Below are 18123 nucleotides of genomic sequence, written 5' to 3' on the forward strand. Positions count from 1 at the left end.
GATAAAGCGAACTTATGAAGACGGTCTAGTCGATGAAGACGCTGAATTTGAGGTTGAGCGTGGTGTTCTACGTGCGGTACTAGGTCTACTGCCACTACTGTTGCTACTGTTGCTACTGCTACCACTACTACGACTACCTCCGACACTTTGGCCTGTTTTCTCCGCAGGTGTGGCATCAAAAGAAGCAATAAACTCATCATTTGTCTTACAATTACGTAATTTCTTCAAGAATCCATCAACAAACTCAATCGAATCATTCATGTTTTTACGAATCGCCCAGATGGTGTCTAGTTCTTCTTTGTTCAACAGAACTTCCTCACGACGTGTTCCTGAACGGCGAATATCAATCGCTGGGAAAATACGGCGTTCAGCCAGCTTACGATCAAGATGTAGCTCCATGTTCCCAGTACCTTTAAATTCTTCATAAATAATATCATCCATACGTGATCCTGTATCAATCAAAGCTGTTGCAAGAATGGTTAAACTACCACCTTCTTCTACATTTCTTGCTGCTCCAAAGAATCGTTTAGGGCGGTGGAACGCTGCGGGATCAATACCACCACTAAGGGTACGACCTGACGGTGGTACAACTAAGTTATAGGCACGAGCTAATCTAGTGATACTATCCATAAGGATCACAACATCCTTCTTATGCTCTACCAACCGTAACGCACGCTCTAAGACAAGTTCAGCGACCTTAATATGATTCTCTGGTAATTCATCAAAAGTAGAAGCGATAACTTCACCTTTTACAGAACGTTGCATATCTGTCACTTCTTCAGGACGTTCATCGATCAATAGTACAAACAGTGAAATTTCAGGGTTATTTGTTGAAATGCTATTGGCAATTTCTTTCAAGAGGAGCGTTTTCCCAGCCTTTGGAGGTGCTACAATAAGTCCGCGTTGTCCTAAACCTACTGGTGCGAGTAAATCCATAATTCGTGTGGACAAATGGGTTGGGGATGTTTCAAGCACAATTTTCTTTTCAGGATATAGAGGAGTTAATGCTGGAAAATGTAGTCGTTCTGCTGCGGTCTGGGGATTCTCTCCGTTAACAGCGTTAACTTGAAGTAATCCAAAATAGCGTTCATTCTCTTTCGGGGTTCTACATTTACCAGATACTAAATCGCCAGTCCTTAAATCAAATTTGCGGATTTGCGAGGCGGAAATATATATATCTTGAGTACTTGGTAAATAGTTAATCGGTCTAAGAAACCCATATCCTTCCGACAGTATCTCCAGCACGCCTTCCATAAACATTAATCCACTTTGTTCTGCTTGTGCACGCAAGATAGCAAAAATTAACTCTCTCTTCTTCAACTGACCATAATATGCAATCTGGTATTGTTTCGCCAGTTTATACAGATCAGTTAGTTTCATTTCTTCCAAATCGGAAATTTGCAGATCCATTTAATAACCACCTATTCAATTTTATAAGTCCTTTACTCTTGTTCTACATCTAATCTATAAGTCTATGAGAATATCTTAATTAATACATCTTTACCCAAACGATAAGGGGATATGCAAATCTCTGTGAAATCAGCATGAAATCCCCTTAATAAATTCAAAAATTATTCCTTATTCCGTCTCTCGCCATATATCTGCACCTAAACGGCGAAAATTCTCAACTAAAAAGTCATATCCTCGATCGATAAATTCTACACCACTGACTTCAGTAATTCCTTCTTCTACGGTTAATCCAGCAATGACAAGTGCTGCCCCAGCACGTAGATCCGTCGCCTTCACTTTAGCAGCATTCAAACGACTTCCCTCAATGATAGCAGAACGTCCTTCTACCCGAATCTTCGCTCCCATACGAACCAATTCAGGGACATGCTTAAATCGGCTACTGTAGACAAAATCACTTAAGACACTTACTCCATCTGCCTGTGTTAAAAGACTGGTCATAGGCGATTGAAGATCGGTTGGAAACCCTGGATATACCAATGCTTTTACATCTACAGCTTCATAATTTGAGCAACCTATAACACGAATGCTCTCATCCAGTTCTTCAATACGCACTCCCATTTCTAACAATTTTGCAGTCATCGCTTCCATATGTTTAGGAATAACATTATCTATCACAACATCGCCACGTGTAGCGGCAGCAGCAATCATATACGTACCTGCTTGAATTCGATCGGGAATAATGGAATGTCGGCAACCGTGCAGTTCAGAGACACCTTCAATACGGATTGTTTCCGTACCTGCGCCTTTAATTACGGCTCCCATAGAATTGAGGAGTGTTGCAACATCTATAATCTCAGGCTCTTTAGCCGCATTTTCAATAATAGTAGAACCTTTAGCTCGTGATGCAGCCAACATAATATTAATCGTGGCTCCAACGCTAGAAACATCCAAATAAATTTTTGCTCCTCGGAGCTCTTTAGCATACAGGTGAATCGAACCATGTTCATTGGTTACCGTAGCACCCAACGCTTCAAATCCTTTAATGTGTTGGTCAATCGGACGAGGTTCAAAATTACATCCACCTGGTAGTCCAATCGTTGCTTCTTTAAATTTGCCTAGGAGTGCCCCCATCATATAATAGGAAGCTCGCAATTTCTTAACTGATCCATTAGGCATAGGTATAGATTTAATCTGGGTTGGATCTATTCTCATCTGAGAACCTTCCCGTGTAACTTTCGCGCCTAATTCTTCCAAAATATCAGCGAATACTGCAACATCGCTAAGTAGAGGTAAGTTGTCCAGAACAACTTCAGAATCCGCTAAAATAGTAGCAGGAATCAAAGCAATGGCACTATTCTTGGCACCGCTGATGGATACTGTACCTTGTAGTGGACGCCCACCAGTGATCATCAATTTTTCCATAAAATAAAATATCCCCCTACGCGTTTTGCAGTCGGAAACTAAAACATATCTTTACTTATAACTATGACAGATTATCAAGCCCATTCAACAGGTAAATCATTCATTCATGAAAATGGAAAGACACCGGCTTAGCGGTGTACTCTCCATATCAAACAATATTCAGCTAGACAACTCTAAATCAGCTGTCCTAATTCATATAAACAAAACCATATTATTACGCTTGATTACTTGAACCAAACTCACGCATTTTACCGATAACTGTTTGTTTGATCGCATCACGACCTGGTACGATGAACGTACGTGGATCATAAGCTTCTGGTTTCGCAGCAAGCACTTCACGAACTGCTTTCGCAAATACGATTTGGTTCTCTGTGTTTACGTTAATTTTAGAAGTACCTAGTGAAATTGCTTTCTTGATATCATGTTCAGGAATACCTGTACCACCATGAAGTACCATAGGTATATTCGTAGCATCACGAATTTCTTCCATTTCTTTAAACCCAAGGTTAGGTTCACCAAGGTATGGTCCATGAACAGAACCAAGTGCTGGAGCTAGAGTATCGATGCCTGTTTCTTTAACGATACGTACGCACTCGTCCAACTTAGCATACATAATTCCACCGATAACGTCGTCTTCTTGTCCACCAACAGTTCCTACTTCAGCTTCAACAGAAACTCCCTTAGCATGAGCATATTCAACGACTTTCTTCGTCATTTCGATATTCTCATCAATTGGGTGGTGTGAACCATCAATCATAACGGATGTAAATCCAGCATCAATTGCAGCTTTACACTTGTCAAAGCTTGAACCATGGTCAAGGTGAATAGCTACAGGAACTGTAATTTTCATATCTAGCAGAAGGCCTTCTACCATCTTAACAACTGTATTGAATCCGCCCATATGGCGAGCTGCTCCCTCAGATACTCCAAGGATTACTGGTGATTTCTCTTCTTCTGCTGCACCAAGAATCGCTTGCGTCCACTCTAAGTTATTGATGTTGTATTGACCCACTGCATATTTCCCTTTTAGCGCTTTGTTTAGCATGTCTGTCATAGATACTAATGGCATGGTTTCAATCCTCCTAAGAATGTTTGGTTTGTCTATAATGTTAAGCCGACATCTCATACAGGCTATATTATATCACATTGCACACAAAATACTAAATATGCATTTGCGAAATAACGCACATAGTTAACTAGACGTCTTGATGTCGCCTTTAGAATATACGCTTATGTAATTAATTCTGCTGTGCTAGATCACACATGATACGATACACTATCCATTCCACCATCTAAGTTACACCAATGATATTCAGAATCCAGCATCTTCTATTGTGCATCTACTACTACGTTATTTCTCAACTGTGCCTTGACCGCCACTCTCATTTCGTCAATATCAAACGGTTTGGTGAAATGCATTAATGCTCCTAGATCTGTTGCTTCTTTTATCATATCCAGTTCACCATAAGCGGTCATCATAATAACCTTGATGTCTGAATTTATTTCTTTAATGTGCTTTAATATTTCAAGTCCATCCATCCCTGGGATCTTCATATCAAGCAATACCAAGTCTGGTGCTTCATGCTGAACAAGTTCTAATGCAAGTTTGCCATTGGCTGCCTGGAATGTTTCATACCCTTCACTGTTGAACACTTCCATCAAAAGAATACGAATACCATTCTGGTCATCTACGATCAATACTTTCTTCTTGTCCACCTGTTATTAGCCTCCCATTAAATCAATTTTATTTATCCGATTGGATATTCCCTCAATTCTCAATTATATCCATTTTATGCTATTCTCTTTCTTTAATCTAAACTCCTGCTATTAAACATGATTCAAAAAAAGTCTCTTTAGCATATCATTGTAAAGCTACAGTAAAACTTAAGCTTTTACAATGATGATCTAAAGAGGCTCTAGAAGATGATGCTATATTGCTAAAACAGTTAATGTGAATCAATTTCATAATCGCCTATGCAGCTTAAATGAACTATATAGTTACATTTAAATCAGTTTGCGTAATTATGAAATTGATTCGTAATAACAATTATCCCTTATATTGAACTGAAGCTTTAACAAACTCACGGAATAATGGTTGTGGACGATTAGGGCGCGAAGTGAATTCCGGATGGAATTGCACGCTTAAGAACCATGGATGTCCGGGAAGTTCAACAATTTCAACAAGTCGTCCATCTGGTGAAGTCCCTGATATCACTAGCCCTGCTTGCTCGATTGCTTCACGATATTCATTGTTAAATTCATAACGATGACGGTGTCTTTCGTATACTAATTCATCATCATAACAATTCATAGCCAATGAACCCTCTTGCAATTTACAAGGGTATAGACCTAAACGCATTGTACCACCTAAATTTTCGATGTCCTTTTGTTCTGGTAACAAGTCAATAACTGGATACTCCGTAGCTGGATTAATCTCCGAGCTGTTCGCACCCTTAAGACCTAGGATCGAACGAGCATACTCAATCACAGATACTTGCATTCCAAGGCAAATCCCAAAGAAAGGAATATTGTTCTCACGTGCATATCGAATAGCTTCTACCTTACCTTCGATACCGCGGTCACCAAATCCACCTGGAACCAAAATACCACTTATACCATGAAGCACATCTTTTACATTATCTTCTGTAACTTCCTCTGCATTGACCCAACGGATCTTCACTTCAACATCCGAAGCAAATCCTGCATGAGATAATGATTCCACAACGCTCAAATAAGCATCATGCAATGCTACATATTTACCTACAATAGCTATTTCAACAGTCTTGTCTAGCTTCTGAATTTTCTTCACTAGGCTTTCCCACTCTGTCATATCAGCCAAAGGAGTCGTTAATTTCAAATGATTTACAACGATCTCGTCAAGTCCTTCATCACGTAGATTCAAAGGAACTTCATACAATGTAGCAGCATCACGACATTCAACCACTGCTTCTTCGTCAATATCACAGAATAACGCAATCTTCGCCTTCATATCTGCGGAGAGTTCATACTCCGTACGACATACGATTACATTGGGTTGAATACCAATGCTACGCAATTCCTTTACGCTATGTTGAGTTGGCTTCGTCTTCACTTCACCCGCAGCCTTAATATAAGGGATCAGCGTAACATGAATATACATCACATTCTCGCGACCGATTTCACTCTTAATTTGACGGATAGCTTCTAGGAATGGAAGACTTTCGATATCTCCTACAGTTCCACCAATCTCAGTAATAACAACATCGGATCCCGCTTCACGACCTGCACGGAATACGCGTTCTTTGATTTCATTGGTAATATGAGGGATTACTTGAACTGTCCCTCCTAGGTATTCACCACGACGTTCTTTACTAATAACCGATGAATAGATTTTACCCGTAGTAACATTGCTGTTCTTCGATAGATTAATATCAATAAATCTTTCATAGTGCCCAAGGTCTAGATCTGTTTCAGCACCATCGTCTGTCACAAATACTTCACCATGCTGATAAGGACTCATCGTTCCAGGATCCACATTTAGATATGGATCGAATTTCTGGATTGTTACTTTTAACCCTCTGTTCTTTAGTAATCTTCCAAGTGAAGCAGCTGTAATCCCTTTTCCTAAGGAAGACACAACTCCCCCTGTCACAAAAATATACTTTGTCACTGTAAAAAAACCTCCTATTTTAAGTCCAGAAATTCATGTGATATATGATGTTTATCCTATCCTATAAACGTTTCCTTACTCCTAATATTGAAGACCAATATGTCATTCAATATTAGGAGCTCAATGCCGATTCCTACCTACAAAAAAACAAAAAAGTGACACCCGTAGTACGGGGGCACTTTTTATTATTTCAAATATTATTCAAGTTCAATTATAAGCCCATGCAATAGTTTACTCTGTGGCTTAGGCTCTGTCAAGTGAGGATTAAATTATTCTTCCGAGTCATTAAAATCCTCTTCTGTATCATCTTCTGATGTATCATCATCTGCATCTTCTAGATCGTCGTCTTCAATGACTACTTCTTCCGCTTCCTCTTCAGAATCATCATCACTATAAATATCATCGTGATCTTCATCTATTCTGTCGAAGTCTTCTGCTTCATCACCTGCGTATGCTTCTTCTTCATCCACAAAGTCATCGTCATCTAAATCATCATCGTCATCATTAATGATGCGTGGACGTTTAGCATTCGCGATTGGATCCTCGGAACGATCAACAGGGTACCATCTTTTTAGACCCCACAGATTAGTTCCAACACAAGCAAATCTTCCATCAATATTGATTTCTGTATATAGCTGTGCAATGAGATCATTCATTTGTTTCTCATTTAAACCACGTTGCTTCGCGACCTCTGCCATGAGATCAAGATAATAATACGGGGTATTAACAGTTTTCAAAATGACAAATGCCAAATCTACCATAGGCATTTCTTTTATTCTTTCTGGATCAAGTTTCAAATGGAGTGGTGCACTCACTTATGAACACTTCCTCTCACGCAATATGCATATTACACGTAATATTTATCTACATAGCCATTATCACAATCAAGTAAAACCCATTTGGGATAAAAATGCAAGTTTTTATATTGGAACATTTGTAAAACTATCTTCGACAAACTTCTACAATTGTAATTTCGCCATAACATGACAAGCAGAAATAGATATCAAGTGAAACTTATACTTTCTTATAACTTAAAAAAGGTAGGGTTCCCCCTACCTTCTGACTGTATCCATCCCCGAGGAAGAAACTCCTAATGGGAGTGTAGTAAGAGCCATTTGGTCTCTTCTGTTTATATTATGTACACGGCTTCATTTTGACAACAAATCCGTGCCCATTTACATAAACAAGGGCAAGTTCCCACTCGTGTTGAGCGCTCTATTCATAGAATATCTCAGCACGGTTCATCACGAGGGGGACGACTCAGCATGGACTACTCTCGATTTATTCAGATGTTAATTGAAGAAACCGATCGTCGCGCCCCATTTGAGGACAAACGCATTATGACCTTTCTCAATCCTCAAAGTTACTATGCGTGTCAACAAGAATTAAGCCGGCTAAAGGCAACCGGTATCCAGATACCTTTCATTGAATCATCTCATCTAATTAGAGCAATGTTCGCTCCTATTTCAAATCGAAGTAAATTGGTAAGTACGTTTAAAGATGTTCTGCTGTTGGAGCAGGATGTACAACTACAGGTCCATGCGGTTCAGAATAAGACAGAATCTAACCCAGGAATCCCTTATGGCGTGAAACAGATTCAAGCTCCTCAAGCTTGGTCAACCTCCACAGGGTATCGGGTCAGAATTGGAGTCATTGATACAGGTGTGGATTATCAACATCCTGACCTCCGACAGTCATTAGCCCGTGGTGTAAACTTGTTGAATCGAAGTATGTTACCTCATGATGATAATGGGCATGGCACTCATATCGCGGGAACTATTGCAGCAGCAAACAGTACCATGGGTATGATGGGGGTTGCTCCTCGCTCTATCATCTATCCTGTCAAAGCATTCGATCATCTCGGATCAGCTTACGTATCCGATATCATTCTTGGCATCGATTGGTGCGTTCATAACCAAGTTCAACTGATTAACATGAGCTTCGGAATGAAGACAAGAAGTCGTGCATTGCAGGAAATTGTCAATAAAGCGTATCTGGCAGGTATACCTATTGTGGCTTCCTCCGGAAATGACAGCAAACGACGGTCGATTGACTATCCTGCGCGATATTCACAGACTATCTCTGTTGGAGCTACCGATCATAATAGGCGAATTGCATCTTTCAGCAATAGAGGACAATATGTTGATATTTATGCTCCTGGAGATAAAATTATATCTTCTTGGACACATGGGAAATACCACGAAATGAGTGGCACCTCTATGGCCACATCACATGTGAGCGGTGCCATTGCTCTATTACTTTCCCAGAATGATCGTCTCAAGCCTGCTGATATCAAATCATTGATCAAACGCACAGCTTCACCCTTACGAATACGAAAAAGCCAACATCTTGATGCTAGTTATGGTGAGATTAACGCTCTCCGCCTTCTACGAGAGGGAATAAAGGCTACACCCATTCGATCTGATCCTTTAACTTTAACAGCAAATCTAAAGTCAAAGAAAAAACGCCCCATCTAAGCAGATACGGCTACGCCGTCCTTAAAAGGACGGTATCCGTTTCAGCGAGAAAGATAAGGAGCATTTATTGCGCGAAGCATATACATTCTTATCTTTTAAAAAGAAACGGACACCATTCCTTATGCAAGGTTGGTGTCCATATTCTTCTACATTTTTTGTGGAGCCGTTACGCCTATCATTTGAAGTACATTTCCAATAACTGTACGAACAGCTCCAAGTAACGCTAGACGCGCCTGTGTCTGCATAGCGTCTTCTGTGATAACACGCTCAGCTTTGTAATAGCTATGGAGCATTGAAGCAAGTTCATATACATACCGTACCATACGATGTGGTGCATAGTTCTCTGCTGCTGTGGCAATCTCTTCTGGTAACTCACCTATTTTGCGCAACAGATCGAATTCGCGGTCCGTATTTAGTACACTTAGATCTATATCAGCCAGAGGTAGCAACGTAACATTCTGTTCGTCTGCCTGACGGAAGATGCTACAAATACGCGCATATGCATATTGAACATAGAATACAGGATTCTCATTAGATGTGGAAATAGCTAGATCCATATCGAAGTCCAAGTGCGAGTCCATACTCCGCATGGTGAAGAAATAGCGAATAGCATCAACTCCAACCTCGTCCATTAAATCTACCATCGTGACTGCCTTCCCTGTTCTTTTAGACATCTTCACTTTCTCGCCATCCTGGAATAAGCTCACCATTTGAGCGATCAGTACAGTCAGTTTATCTGAATCATTCCCAAATGCATCCATAGATGCTTTTAAGCGCGGAATATATCCATGATGGTCAGCACCTAGAATATTGATCATTCGGTCAAAACCTCTACTATATTTGTTACGGTGGTACGCAATATCCGGTGTTAGGTATGTGTAAGTACCATCACTTTTCACCAATACGCGGTCTTTGTCATCTCCATATTCGGTTGTACGCAACCATGTAGCTTCATCTAACTCGTATGTTTCTCCTCTTACTTTCAATTCAGACAGTGAAGCCTCTACTTGTCCGTTCTCATAAAGTGAGGTTTCGCTAAACCATTCGTCAAAATGCACTCTAAATCTTGAAAGATCTCGTTTTATCTTGGCTAGTTCTTTATCCAATCCAAAGGTCCGTAAGAAAGCTGTACGTTCCTCCGGATTCATTGATAATAACGTTTCACCTTTCTCCGCTACCAATTCTTTGGCGAAGCCCTTAATATCTGCACCGTGATAACCATCCTCAGGCATTTCCACCGGTTGCCCCAATTCTTGAAGATATCTAGCCTCTATCGATTTAATTAGATTAACAATTTGGTTACCCGCATCATTAATATAATATTCCCGAGTTACTTGATATCCGGCATAATCAAGAACGTTACACAATGCATCACCTACTGCTGCCCCACGAGCATGCCCTAAATGTAGGGTTCCCGTTGGGTTAGCACTAACGAATTCAACCTGAATCTTATGTCCCTGGCCTATATTCGTTCGACCATAATCACTACCCTGTACATCAACTTGTTCTAATACTGGATACAGGTAATTCTTCAGCAACGTAAAGTTAATAAATCCAGGTCCAGCAATATCCGTCTTCTCGATATTCGCTTTCTTCAAGTCTAAGTGACTTACAATCTCCTCAGCAATCTGTCGAGGATTCTTCTTAGCTATCTTCGTCAATTGCATCGCAATATTCGTAGCTAGATCTCCGTGTGCTTTATCCCTTGGCACCTCAAGTGTAATGGTTGGTAACTCTTCACGGGTGACTAATCCTGCAGCAACCGCAGCTTCAGCAATCGTCTCCGACACCAATTGATTGATCTGCTCTAGCGGGTTAATGGTCATGACTTCAGTTCCTCCTGTATATGTAAATTTATTTCAAATTGTCCTGATAGATCTTCATAAACGAATAAATCATAAGACCAACTCACATGCCCGTACATCCCCACAATCTTCTTATCCATAACTGTGGTATGTGTCGAAAGATTAAATGTAGTATACGGTGAACGATAAAAGCCGGGCAATGTCTCACCGTGTCGAAATGAATGTTCAGATTGAACTTCACCATGGCGCATAATTTTGATTGTATCCCCTGAAATCTTAATCGTAGTTCTAGTTGATCCACCCTGTGGACCTTTCTCTGGTTCATCGTAACGTACATATAGTGCAGGGCCCTTCATAATTAATTCAGCAGGTAATTCCTGTACTACATCCTCCCCATTATATCGGCTATGAAGCCGTATAAGTGCTTGCGTCTTGTCTGGCATATGTCGAATAATCTCCAATCTATTCATTCCTATTGTACTACTATATCCAGTTCACCGATTCAATTCAAATAAAAATACGCAATATGACACAGATTCCCTTCTTACTACAATTATAACGAATACCCGAATTATAGTTGATATTCATCCACTGTTCGTGAATATCTATGCTCTTCCATCCCCATAATGGGAAGTAGAGAAGAAAAAGGAAGGAAAGGAAGCTACCCGCCATGTCACATTCATCTCGCAAGCCATCTAAGCGTAAAAGAAAAATCATCACCATCGTTAAGTTGCTGTTTGGCATGACCATTCTTGGTCTATTGGTCAGTACTATTTTCCTAGTATATTTATATAATACAAACTTACCCGTGGCAGACACAGATCGAAACTCCCGTATTCTGGACAACCAGGGTCAACTTATGGCAACTTTATCAGCCAGTGGTCGTAGTTATGATCCTGTGACCTTAGAGCAAATCTCGCCCCTTCTAATAGAAGCTACGCTCTCTGTAGAGGATCGGAAATTCTATGACCATGTAGGATTTGATATCAAAGGAATGGGACGTGCCGTACTAGTTAATATAGAACAAATGAATCGTTCGCAGGGCGCGAGCACACTCACACAACAACTAGCCCGTAATTTATATCTATCCCATGCTAAAACATGGTCACGTAAATTAAAGGAAGCCTTTTACACCGTACAATTAGAAATGAAATATAGCAAATCCGAGATTCTACAAATGTACCTAAATGAAATTTATTATGGGCATGGAGCCTACGGAATTGAAGCCGCATCACGTATGTACTTCGGGAAATCCGCCAGCGAACTATCTCTCGCAGAAAGTGCTCTACTAGCCGGGATTCCCAAGGGACCCACCTATTATTCTCCATACAATCATATGGATAATGCACTATCACGCCAAAAAATAGTGCTCTCTACCATGGTCACAACAGGTTATATTACCAAACAAGAAGCGAATACTGCTGCACGTGAGAAGCTTACATTCTTACCACAAGGTGAGCAGAAGACGATCGTTACCGCTCCCTATTTTCGAGATTATATCCGTCAATTCGTCGTCAATGAGCTCGGGATCACAGAGGATCAGTTGGATCATGGTGGATTAAATATATATACCACATTAGATGCTCATGCCCAACAGGCTGCTGAAGAGGCGGTAGCTAAAGAAATGGATCCCGATAGCGACCTTGAAGCAGCCCTTATATCTGTAGATCCGCGAACAGGATATATTAAAGCGATGGTTGGCGGGAAGAAGTATCAGAATAATCAGTATAACCACACCCTTGCAACAACAAGACAGCCTGGGTCAGCCTTCAAGCCAATCATGTATTTAAGTGCACTTTCTTCTCTAAAGATGAATCCACTTAGTACTTTCAAAAGTGAGCCAACGCTTTTTCACTATGATAATAACCGTAAAACCTATCAACCCAGCAATTTCGGTGATAAATATCTAGGCGAAATTGATATGCGTGAAGCGATAGCTGCAAGTGATAATATTTATGCGGTCAATACCATTATGACTATAGGATCAGATAAGGTCGTAGAGACTGCCCAGAAAATGGGCATTGCCAGCCCGCTCCAAGCAGTACCATCACTGGCATTAGGAACTTCACCTATTAGTCCATTGGAAATGGCCTCTGCCTTTGGAGTAATAGGCAATGGTGGTCTCCGTATGACTCCAATTGCTGTCACCAAAATAACCGATGCTACTGATGAGATTATTTATGATGCTGAGCCTAACCAAGGTAAACAAATCGTTGATCCTGCTGCTGCCTATGTATTGACGCATCTTATGGAAAGTGTCTTTGATTCGGGCGGAACAGGGAATCGCGTATCCTCCATGATGAAACGCCCGGTGGCTGGTAAGACGGGTACAACCGATACGGACGCCTGGCTCGTTGGGTTCACTCCTGAGTTAGCTACTGCTGTATGGGTAGGCTATGATAAGGGACGCAATATTGAGTCTACCGATGGACGGCGAGCAGCTCCTATTTTTGCGCAGTATACAGAGAAAGCATTGGAGAATGTCCCCCCAAAAATTTTCCCTATTCCTGATGGTGTCGTTAGCGTCTATATTAATCCAGAATCAGGATTATTAGCTACAGCTGATTGCCCTAATAAAACACTTGAGGTATTCATTCAAGGAACAGAGCCAACAGAATATTGCACACTTCACGGGAGTGAGATCGAAGAACTACCTATTGAAGAAGTTCAAATACAAGACCACTCCTGGTGGTCTAACTTGAAGCAGTGGTGGATGGAGTAACGTTAACTAATAAACTATATAGTTACACAAGGGGAGCTGATACTTGCTCTTCTTTTTTTGTATGCCATCTGTATCATAACATTCAAACATCCATTTGATTATTATATTATTCAGATATATACTATGTTTAACTAACAATCTAATCACCGTTTGAATGTTATTAAATTGCGATTTCAACACACGAAAGAGAGGCGATCATCAGAATGAGTGAATTAAAAGAATCACCCACAAAGATCGAAGAGGTCTGCGAAGTTACCTGTGTTAATCAGGACCTGATCCATCAGCTACAAACTACTATCCAAGATGATGAAATCCTGGGGATGGTTGATATTTTCAAAGCGTTATCCGATCCAACTCGTATGAAAATTGCCTTTATGTTAGATCAAGCTCATGAACTATGTGTATGCGATGTTTCGGCGGTACTTGGTAGCAGTATGGCAACTACCTCCCATCATTTGCGTGCGCTCAAGAATATGCATATCACTACGTCACGTAAAGAAGGTAAGAATGTTATCTATTCTTTAAAAGACGACCATATCCGCACGCTTATTCAGATGACTTTGGAACATCAGAGGGAGAAGAAAGAACATGAACAACAACAATAATCACAACAATTCTGAATCGCCTAATGTTGAATACCCCGTGGAAGGTTTATCATGTGCCAACTGTACACGAGAAATGCAAGAAGCGATTCAAAAATTGGAGTACGGTTCCGACGCTCGGTTAAGTTATGTTAATAGTAAATTAACGATACACCCTAATGCAGATATCAGCCATGTCGATCGTATTTTAAAGGGTGATGGCGCTCGTATTATTCACATAAAGGAGCATTCTCTTGACGATCATCACGAACATCCGGCAGACCCTCATCATGGCCACAGTCATGATGCTGAAGGAAATCAACTAATTAAGTGGTTACTCGGAATAGCAGTTGTTATCTACCTGCTCACATTTGTCCTGAAGAATGTATTACCTGAGCCCTTACTCATCGCCATGTATATGATCGTTATTGCCCTAAGTGGGTATTCAACCTTTTGGCGCGGCCTAAATAATCTTATACATCTCAAGTTTAATATGGATACATTGATGACGGTCGCTTTAACAGGAGCTGTAGTCATTGGTGAGTGGAAAGAAGCAACTCTTGTTGCAATTCTGTTTGGTGTGAACGAACTTCTCGAAGGCTATGGTATGGATCGTGCGCGTAAATCGATTAAGGCATTACTAGCCAATGCTCCTAAAGAAGCTGCATTACTAAGTAATGGAAATGTAGTTCATGTTCCTATTTCAAGCCTTCGTGTAGGTGATCTTGTGCGTGTTAGAGCAGGGGAGAAGATTCCCTCCGACGGCATTATAAATGATGGGAATAGTTCCGTTAATGAAGCAGCGATCACAGGGGAGTCTATACCTGTAACCAAAAAACCAGGGGATTATGTCTACGGAGGTAGCGTAAATACAGATGGTTTACTTGATATTCGCATTGAAAAGGCCTACGAAGAATCTTCATTAGCTAAGATCATGCATTTAGTTCAGGAAGCCCAAGATAGTAAAACACCTACTGAATTGTTTATCGATAAATTCGCCAAATACTATACACCTGCTATTATGATTGTGGCCATCTTGGTCATCCTTATACCCCCATTACTATTAGGACAGCCTTGGATGAAATGGGTATATCAAGGGCTTGCTATTCTAATTGTTGGATGCCCTTGTTCACTCGTGCTCTCTTCTCCTATCGCTTTGGTGAGTGGTATGACTCGCAGTGCACGAAATGGTATTCTCATTAAAGGTGGCGTTCATCTTGAACAATTAGGTAAAATGCAGGTTCTAGCCTTTGATAAAACTGGCACTCTCACCCAAGGTGTACCCTCGGTTATGGAAGAAGCCATTTATGACCCTGAGCGATTCTATGATGTAGCAGGTACTTTAGAACAGTCGTCCCTCCATCCCTTGGCTAAAGCTATTGTTCGCCACATCTACCATCAACATGAATCTCCTATCTCTCCTGAATCGACTCAACTCACGACTTTACCGGGACTTGGTATCCAAGGAGAGATCGGAGGCAGAACTTATTGGATGGGTAGCGAAGATATAATAACACATGTAGCAACAACAGATTCGGAACAGATGAATATGGTGAACCATGATATTCTTCGGTTGAAAGAGCAAGGTCTGACGCTAGTCATTACAGTTGATGAAACTCATGTCCTCGGAATATTTGGACTTGCAGATACCATACGACCCGAGACGAAGGATGTCATTCGTCAACTTCATCAAGCAGGTATCACTCAGACTGTTATGCTTACAGGAGATCATGAACAATCCGCACAAATGATTGCCACAGAGGCAGGTGTGTCTAGTTATTATGCAGGTCTTCTCCCCGAGCAAAAGGTCGACCACATTAAGCGCCTATCCTCTCAATGGAAGGTAGCCATGGTTGGTGACGGGATCAACGATGCCCCTGCTCTAGCCACCGCCCAATTGGGAATAGCTATGGGTAAAGGAACAGATAGTGCTATGGAGACCGCCGATATCGTGCTCATGCAGGATCACCTTGGTAAGCTACCAAGTGCCATCCACATGGCTCGACAGGTAAATCGCATCATCGGCTGGAACATAGGTATTTCCTTATCGTTGAAGGCTATTGCACTACTGCTCACTATCCCAGGCTGGCTCACCCTCTGGATTGCGATATTATCCGATATGGGCGCCACCATTATTGTCACACTACTCGGCATGACCATTCTACTGGGCAAGGACCAATCATAATAGGGGTTGCCTCGTAGAATCACGAATATCGTGGGAAATACGCATGCTACAAAACTTCGGTCCACACATAGAGCAGAAGTGGGCTATCTTGGCTCCTTCGGCGGGTAGCGTCTCATCATGGTATTCCAAAGCTCTTTCTGGATCGAGCGACAAGTGGAATTGATCACGCCAACGGAAATCGAATCGAGCTTTGGAAAGGGCGTTATCCCTATCCTCCGCACCTTTATGGCCTTTCGCTAGGTCGGCAGCATGCGCGGCAATTTTATAAGCGACGACGCCTTCTCTTACATCATTCTTATTGGGTAATCCAAGATGTTCCTTCGGTGTGACATAACAGAGCATAGCAGTTCCAAACCAACCAATCATCGCCGCTCCAATGGCAGAGGTGATATGATCATAACCTGGTGCAATATCTGTCGTTAGGGGTCCCAATGTATAAAAAGGGGCCTCTTTACAGATTTCAAGCTGCTTATCCATATTTTCTTTTATTAAATGCATGGGTACATGACCAGGACCTTCTACCATCACCTGAACATCATGCTTCCAAGCGATACTCGTCAATTCACCCAGTGTTGCCAGTTCCGCGAATTGTGCCTCATCATTTGCATCTGCGATAGATCCTGGACGCAGACCATCTCCTAATGAAAAAGAGACATCGTACATTTTCATAATTTCACAGATATCCTCAAAATGCGTATAGAGAAAGTTCTCTTGATGGTGAGCAAGACACCATGCAGCCATTATTGACCCACCTCGGGATACAATCCCTGTCATCCGATTAGCGGTCAATGGAATATATCGAAGTAACACGCCTGCATGGATTGTGAAATAATCCACACCCTGTTCTGCTTGCTCGATTAAGGTATCTCTATACACTTCCCACGTCAAATCCTCGGCTTTGCCATTTACCTTTTCTAAAGCTTGATATATGGGTACCGTACCAATAGGAACCGGAGAATTGCGAATAATCCATTCTCGAGTTGTATGAATATTCTTGCCTGTGGACAGATCCATAATATTATCTGCACCCCAACGGGTAGCCCACCTCATCTTTTCGACTTCTTCCTCTATGGAAGAAGTCACAGCTGAATTCCCTATGTTTGCGTTAATCTTCACTAGGAAGTTACGCCCAATGATCATGGGCTCGCTTTCGGGGTGATTGATGTTAGCTGGGATGATCGCCCTCCCCCGAGCAACCTCATCTCTGACAAATTCCGGTGTAACGTTCTCCCGGATAGCGACGTACTCCATTTCTGTTGTGATCAGACCCTTACGCGCGTAATGCATTTGAGTCACATTTCTAGCCCTTCTTGCTCTTAAGGGTTGTCGCTGTAGAGCTGGAAACACTTCCGCTAAAGATTCGCCTCGTGTTTGTCCATTATCTTCAGGTTGTACCGTTCTGCCTTCATATGCCTCTACGTCTCCCCGTCCCTCAATCCAAGCTAAACGATTCGGTTGCAACCCTAAGCGTATGTCAGTATGAATCTCCGAGTCAGTATAAGCACCGCTGGTATCATAGACACGTACAGGTGCATTCTGCTCTTCTCCAGATAATCCCCGAGTCGTACTGAGCGTTATCTCACGCATTGGTACTTGAATGTCTGTACGCGAACCCTTTACATAAACTTTTTTACTTCCCGGAAAAGCCGACAGGTTGATTTCACTCTTCTTCATTTCGCTTGACATTTCATATCCTCCTAGTAAGGTGATTTGATCAAGCGGAGCAAATTCTATGTGCCAAGCATAAACGCCTTCGGCGTCCTTATAAGGACGGTAAGTGTTTAAGCGAGAAATATAAGACATAAAGTATAGCGTAAAACTTATACTTTCTTATATTTAAAAAAGACTGCATCTAAGAAAGAGGCAGTCTTT

At 41.4% G+C, this 18123-nt stretch carries 13 protein-coding genes; 4 read left to right on the top strand and 9 right to left on the bottom strand.

What is annotated here, in order from left to right; translation table 11 throughout:
* Positions 1–12: 12 nt before the first annotated feature.
* From rho to rpoE, 6 genes are all read right to left on the bottom strand, one after another.
* Positions 13–1410, bottom strand: a complete 1398-nt coding sequence (gene rho, locus LPB68_RS11395; protein ID WP_068658964.1) for a transcription termination factor Rho — start codon at positions 1408–1410, stop codon at positions 13–15.
* A gap of 168 nt (positions 1411–1578) precedes the next feature.
* On the bottom strand, positions 1579–2832 hold the full coding sequence (locus LPB68_RS11400; protein WP_068658962.1) for a UDP-N-acetylglucosamine 1-carboxyvinyltransferase: 1254 nt from the start codon (positions 2830–2832) through the stop codon (positions 1579–1581).
* A gap of 214 nt (positions 2833–3046) precedes the next feature.
* Positions 3047–3901 carry a class II fructose-1,6-bisphosphate aldolase gene (fba, locus tag LPB68_RS11405; protein WP_068658960.1) on the bottom strand — a complete coding sequence of 285 codons (855 nt, stop codon included), beginning with the start codon at positions 3899–3901 and terminating at the stop codon, positions 3047–3049.
* A 260-nt stretch (positions 3902–4161) separates the two neighbouring features.
* Positions 4162–4548, bottom strand: coding sequence for a response regulator (locus LPB68_RS11410; protein WP_068658958.1), 387 nt, complete (start codon positions 4546–4548; stop codon positions 4162–4164).
* 331 nt (positions 4549–4879) lie between these two features.
* Positions 4880–6481 (bottom strand): CTP synthase, encoded by a 1602-nt coding sequence (locus LPB68_RS11415; protein WP_068658956.1) that lies wholly within the window; start codon positions 6479–6481, stop codon positions 4880–4882.
* A 269-nt stretch (positions 6482–6750) separates the two neighbouring features.
* On the bottom strand, positions 6751–7296 hold the full coding sequence (gene rpoE, locus LPB68_RS11420) for a DNA-directed RNA polymerase subunit delta (RefSeq protein ID WP_068658954.1): 546 nt from the start codon (positions 7294–7296) through the stop codon (positions 6751–6753).
* A 450-nt stretch (positions 7297–7746) separates the two neighbouring features.
* Here rpoE and LPB68_RS11425 point away from each other — a divergent pair, with 450 nt between their 5' ends.
* Positions 7747–8958 carry a S8 family peptidase gene (locus LPB68_RS11425; RefSeq protein ID WP_068658952.1) on the top strand — a complete coding sequence of 404 codons (1212 nt, stop codon included), beginning with the start codon at positions 7747–7749 and terminating at the stop codon, positions 8956–8958.
* A 146-nt stretch (positions 8959–9104) separates the two neighbouring features.
* Here LPB68_RS11425 and argS read toward each other — a convergent pair whose 3' ends face one another.
* Both argS and LPB68_RS11435 read right to left on the bottom strand, forming a co-directional pair.
* On the bottom strand, positions 9105–10784 hold the full coding sequence (gene argS / locus LPB68_RS11430; RefSeq protein WP_068658950.1) for an arginine--tRNA ligase: 1680 nt from the start codon (positions 10782–10784) through the stop codon (positions 9105–9107).
* Complete coding sequence (locus tag LPB68_RS11435; protein WP_068658948.1) at positions 10781–11206, bottom strand: YwiB family protein; 426 nt, start codon at positions 11204–11206, stop codon at positions 10781–10783. Before LPB68_RS11435 ends, argS begins: the two co-directional genes overlap by 4 nt.
* A 227-nt stretch (positions 11207–11433) precedes the next feature.
* Between LPB68_RS11435 and LPB68_RS11440 the strand changes: the two genes are divergently transcribed.
* The 3 genes from LPB68_RS11440 to LPB68_RS11450 all read left to right on the top strand — a co-directional run bounded on the left by LPB68_RS11440 (position 11434) and on the right by LPB68_RS11450 (position 16251).
* Complete coding sequence (locus LPB68_RS11440) at positions 11434–13485, top strand: transglycosylase domain-containing protein (RefSeq protein WP_068658947.1); 2052 nt, start codon at positions 11434–11436, stop codon at positions 13483–13485.
* 203 nt (positions 13486–13688) lie between these two features.
* Positions 13689–14090, top strand: coding sequence for an ArsR/SmtB family transcription factor (locus LPB68_RS11445; RefSeq protein WP_068658946.1), 402 nt, complete (start codon positions 13689–13691; stop codon positions 14088–14090).
* The gene (locus tag LPB68_RS11450) at positions 14074–16251 is read left to right on the top strand and encodes a heavy metal translocating P-type ATPase (protein WP_068658945.1); all 2178 of its coding nucleotides are present in this window, start codon (positions 14074–14076) and stop codon (positions 16249–16251) included. Before LPB68_RS11445 ends, LPB68_RS11450 begins: the two co-directional genes overlap by 17 nt.
* Here LPB68_RS11450 and thiC read toward each other — a convergent pair.
* Positions 16246–17937 (bottom strand): phosphomethylpyrimidine synthase ThiC, encoded by a 1692-nt coding sequence (gene thiC / locus LPB68_RS11455; protein ID WP_068658943.1) that lies wholly within the window; start codon positions 17935–17937, stop codon positions 16246–16248. The two genes, LPB68_RS11450 and thiC, sit on opposite strands and share 6 nt — an antisense overlap.
* Positions 17938–18123: the final 186 nt, after the last annotated feature.

The organism is Paenibacillus crassostreae, assembly GCF_001857945.1.
Classification (GTDB): domain Bacteria; phylum Bacillota; class Bacilli; order Paenibacillales; family Paenibacillaceae; genus Paenibacillus_AQ; species Paenibacillus_AQ crassostreae.

Bases quoted from the DNA above. Each gene is read 5' to 3' on its own strand.
- LPB68_RS11400 (WP_068658962.1), bottom strand. From the start codon at position 2,832: ATGGAAAAATTGATGATCACTGGTGGGCGTCCACTACAAGGTACAGTA.
- thiC (WP_068658943.1), bottom strand. From the start codon at position 17,937: ATGTCAAGCGAAATGAAGAAGAGTGAAATCAACCTGTCGGCTTTTCCG.
- LPB68_RS11425 (WP_068658952.1), top strand. From the start codon at position 7,747: ATGGACTACTCTCGATTTATTCAGATGTTAATTGAAGAAACCGATCGT.
- argS (WP_068658950.1), bottom strand. From the start codon at position 10,784: ATGACCATTAACCCGCTAGAGCAGATCAATCAATTGGTGTCGGAGACG.
- LPB68_RS11435 (WP_068658948.1), bottom strand. From the start codon at position 11,206: ATGCCAGACAAGACGCAAGCACTTATACGGCTTCATAGCCGATATAAT.
- LPB68_RS11450 (WP_068658945.1), top strand. From the start codon at position 14,074: ATGAACAACAACAATAATCACAACAATTCTGAATCGCCTAATGTTGAA.
- fba (WP_068658960.1), bottom strand. From the start codon at position 3,901: ATGCCATTAGTATCTATGACAGACATGCTAAACAAAGCGCTAAAAGGG.
- rho (WP_068658964.1), bottom strand. From the start codon at position 1,410: ATGGATCTGCAAATTTCCGATTTGGAAGAAATGAAACTAACTGATCTG.
- LPB68_RS11440 (WP_068658947.1), top strand. From the start codon at position 11,434: ATGTCACATTCATCTCGCAAGCCATCTAAGCGTAAAAGAAAAATCATC.
- LPB68_RS11445 (WP_068658946.1), top strand. From the start codon at position 13,689: ATGAGTGAATTAAAAGAATCACCCACAAAGATCGAAGAGGTCTGCGAA.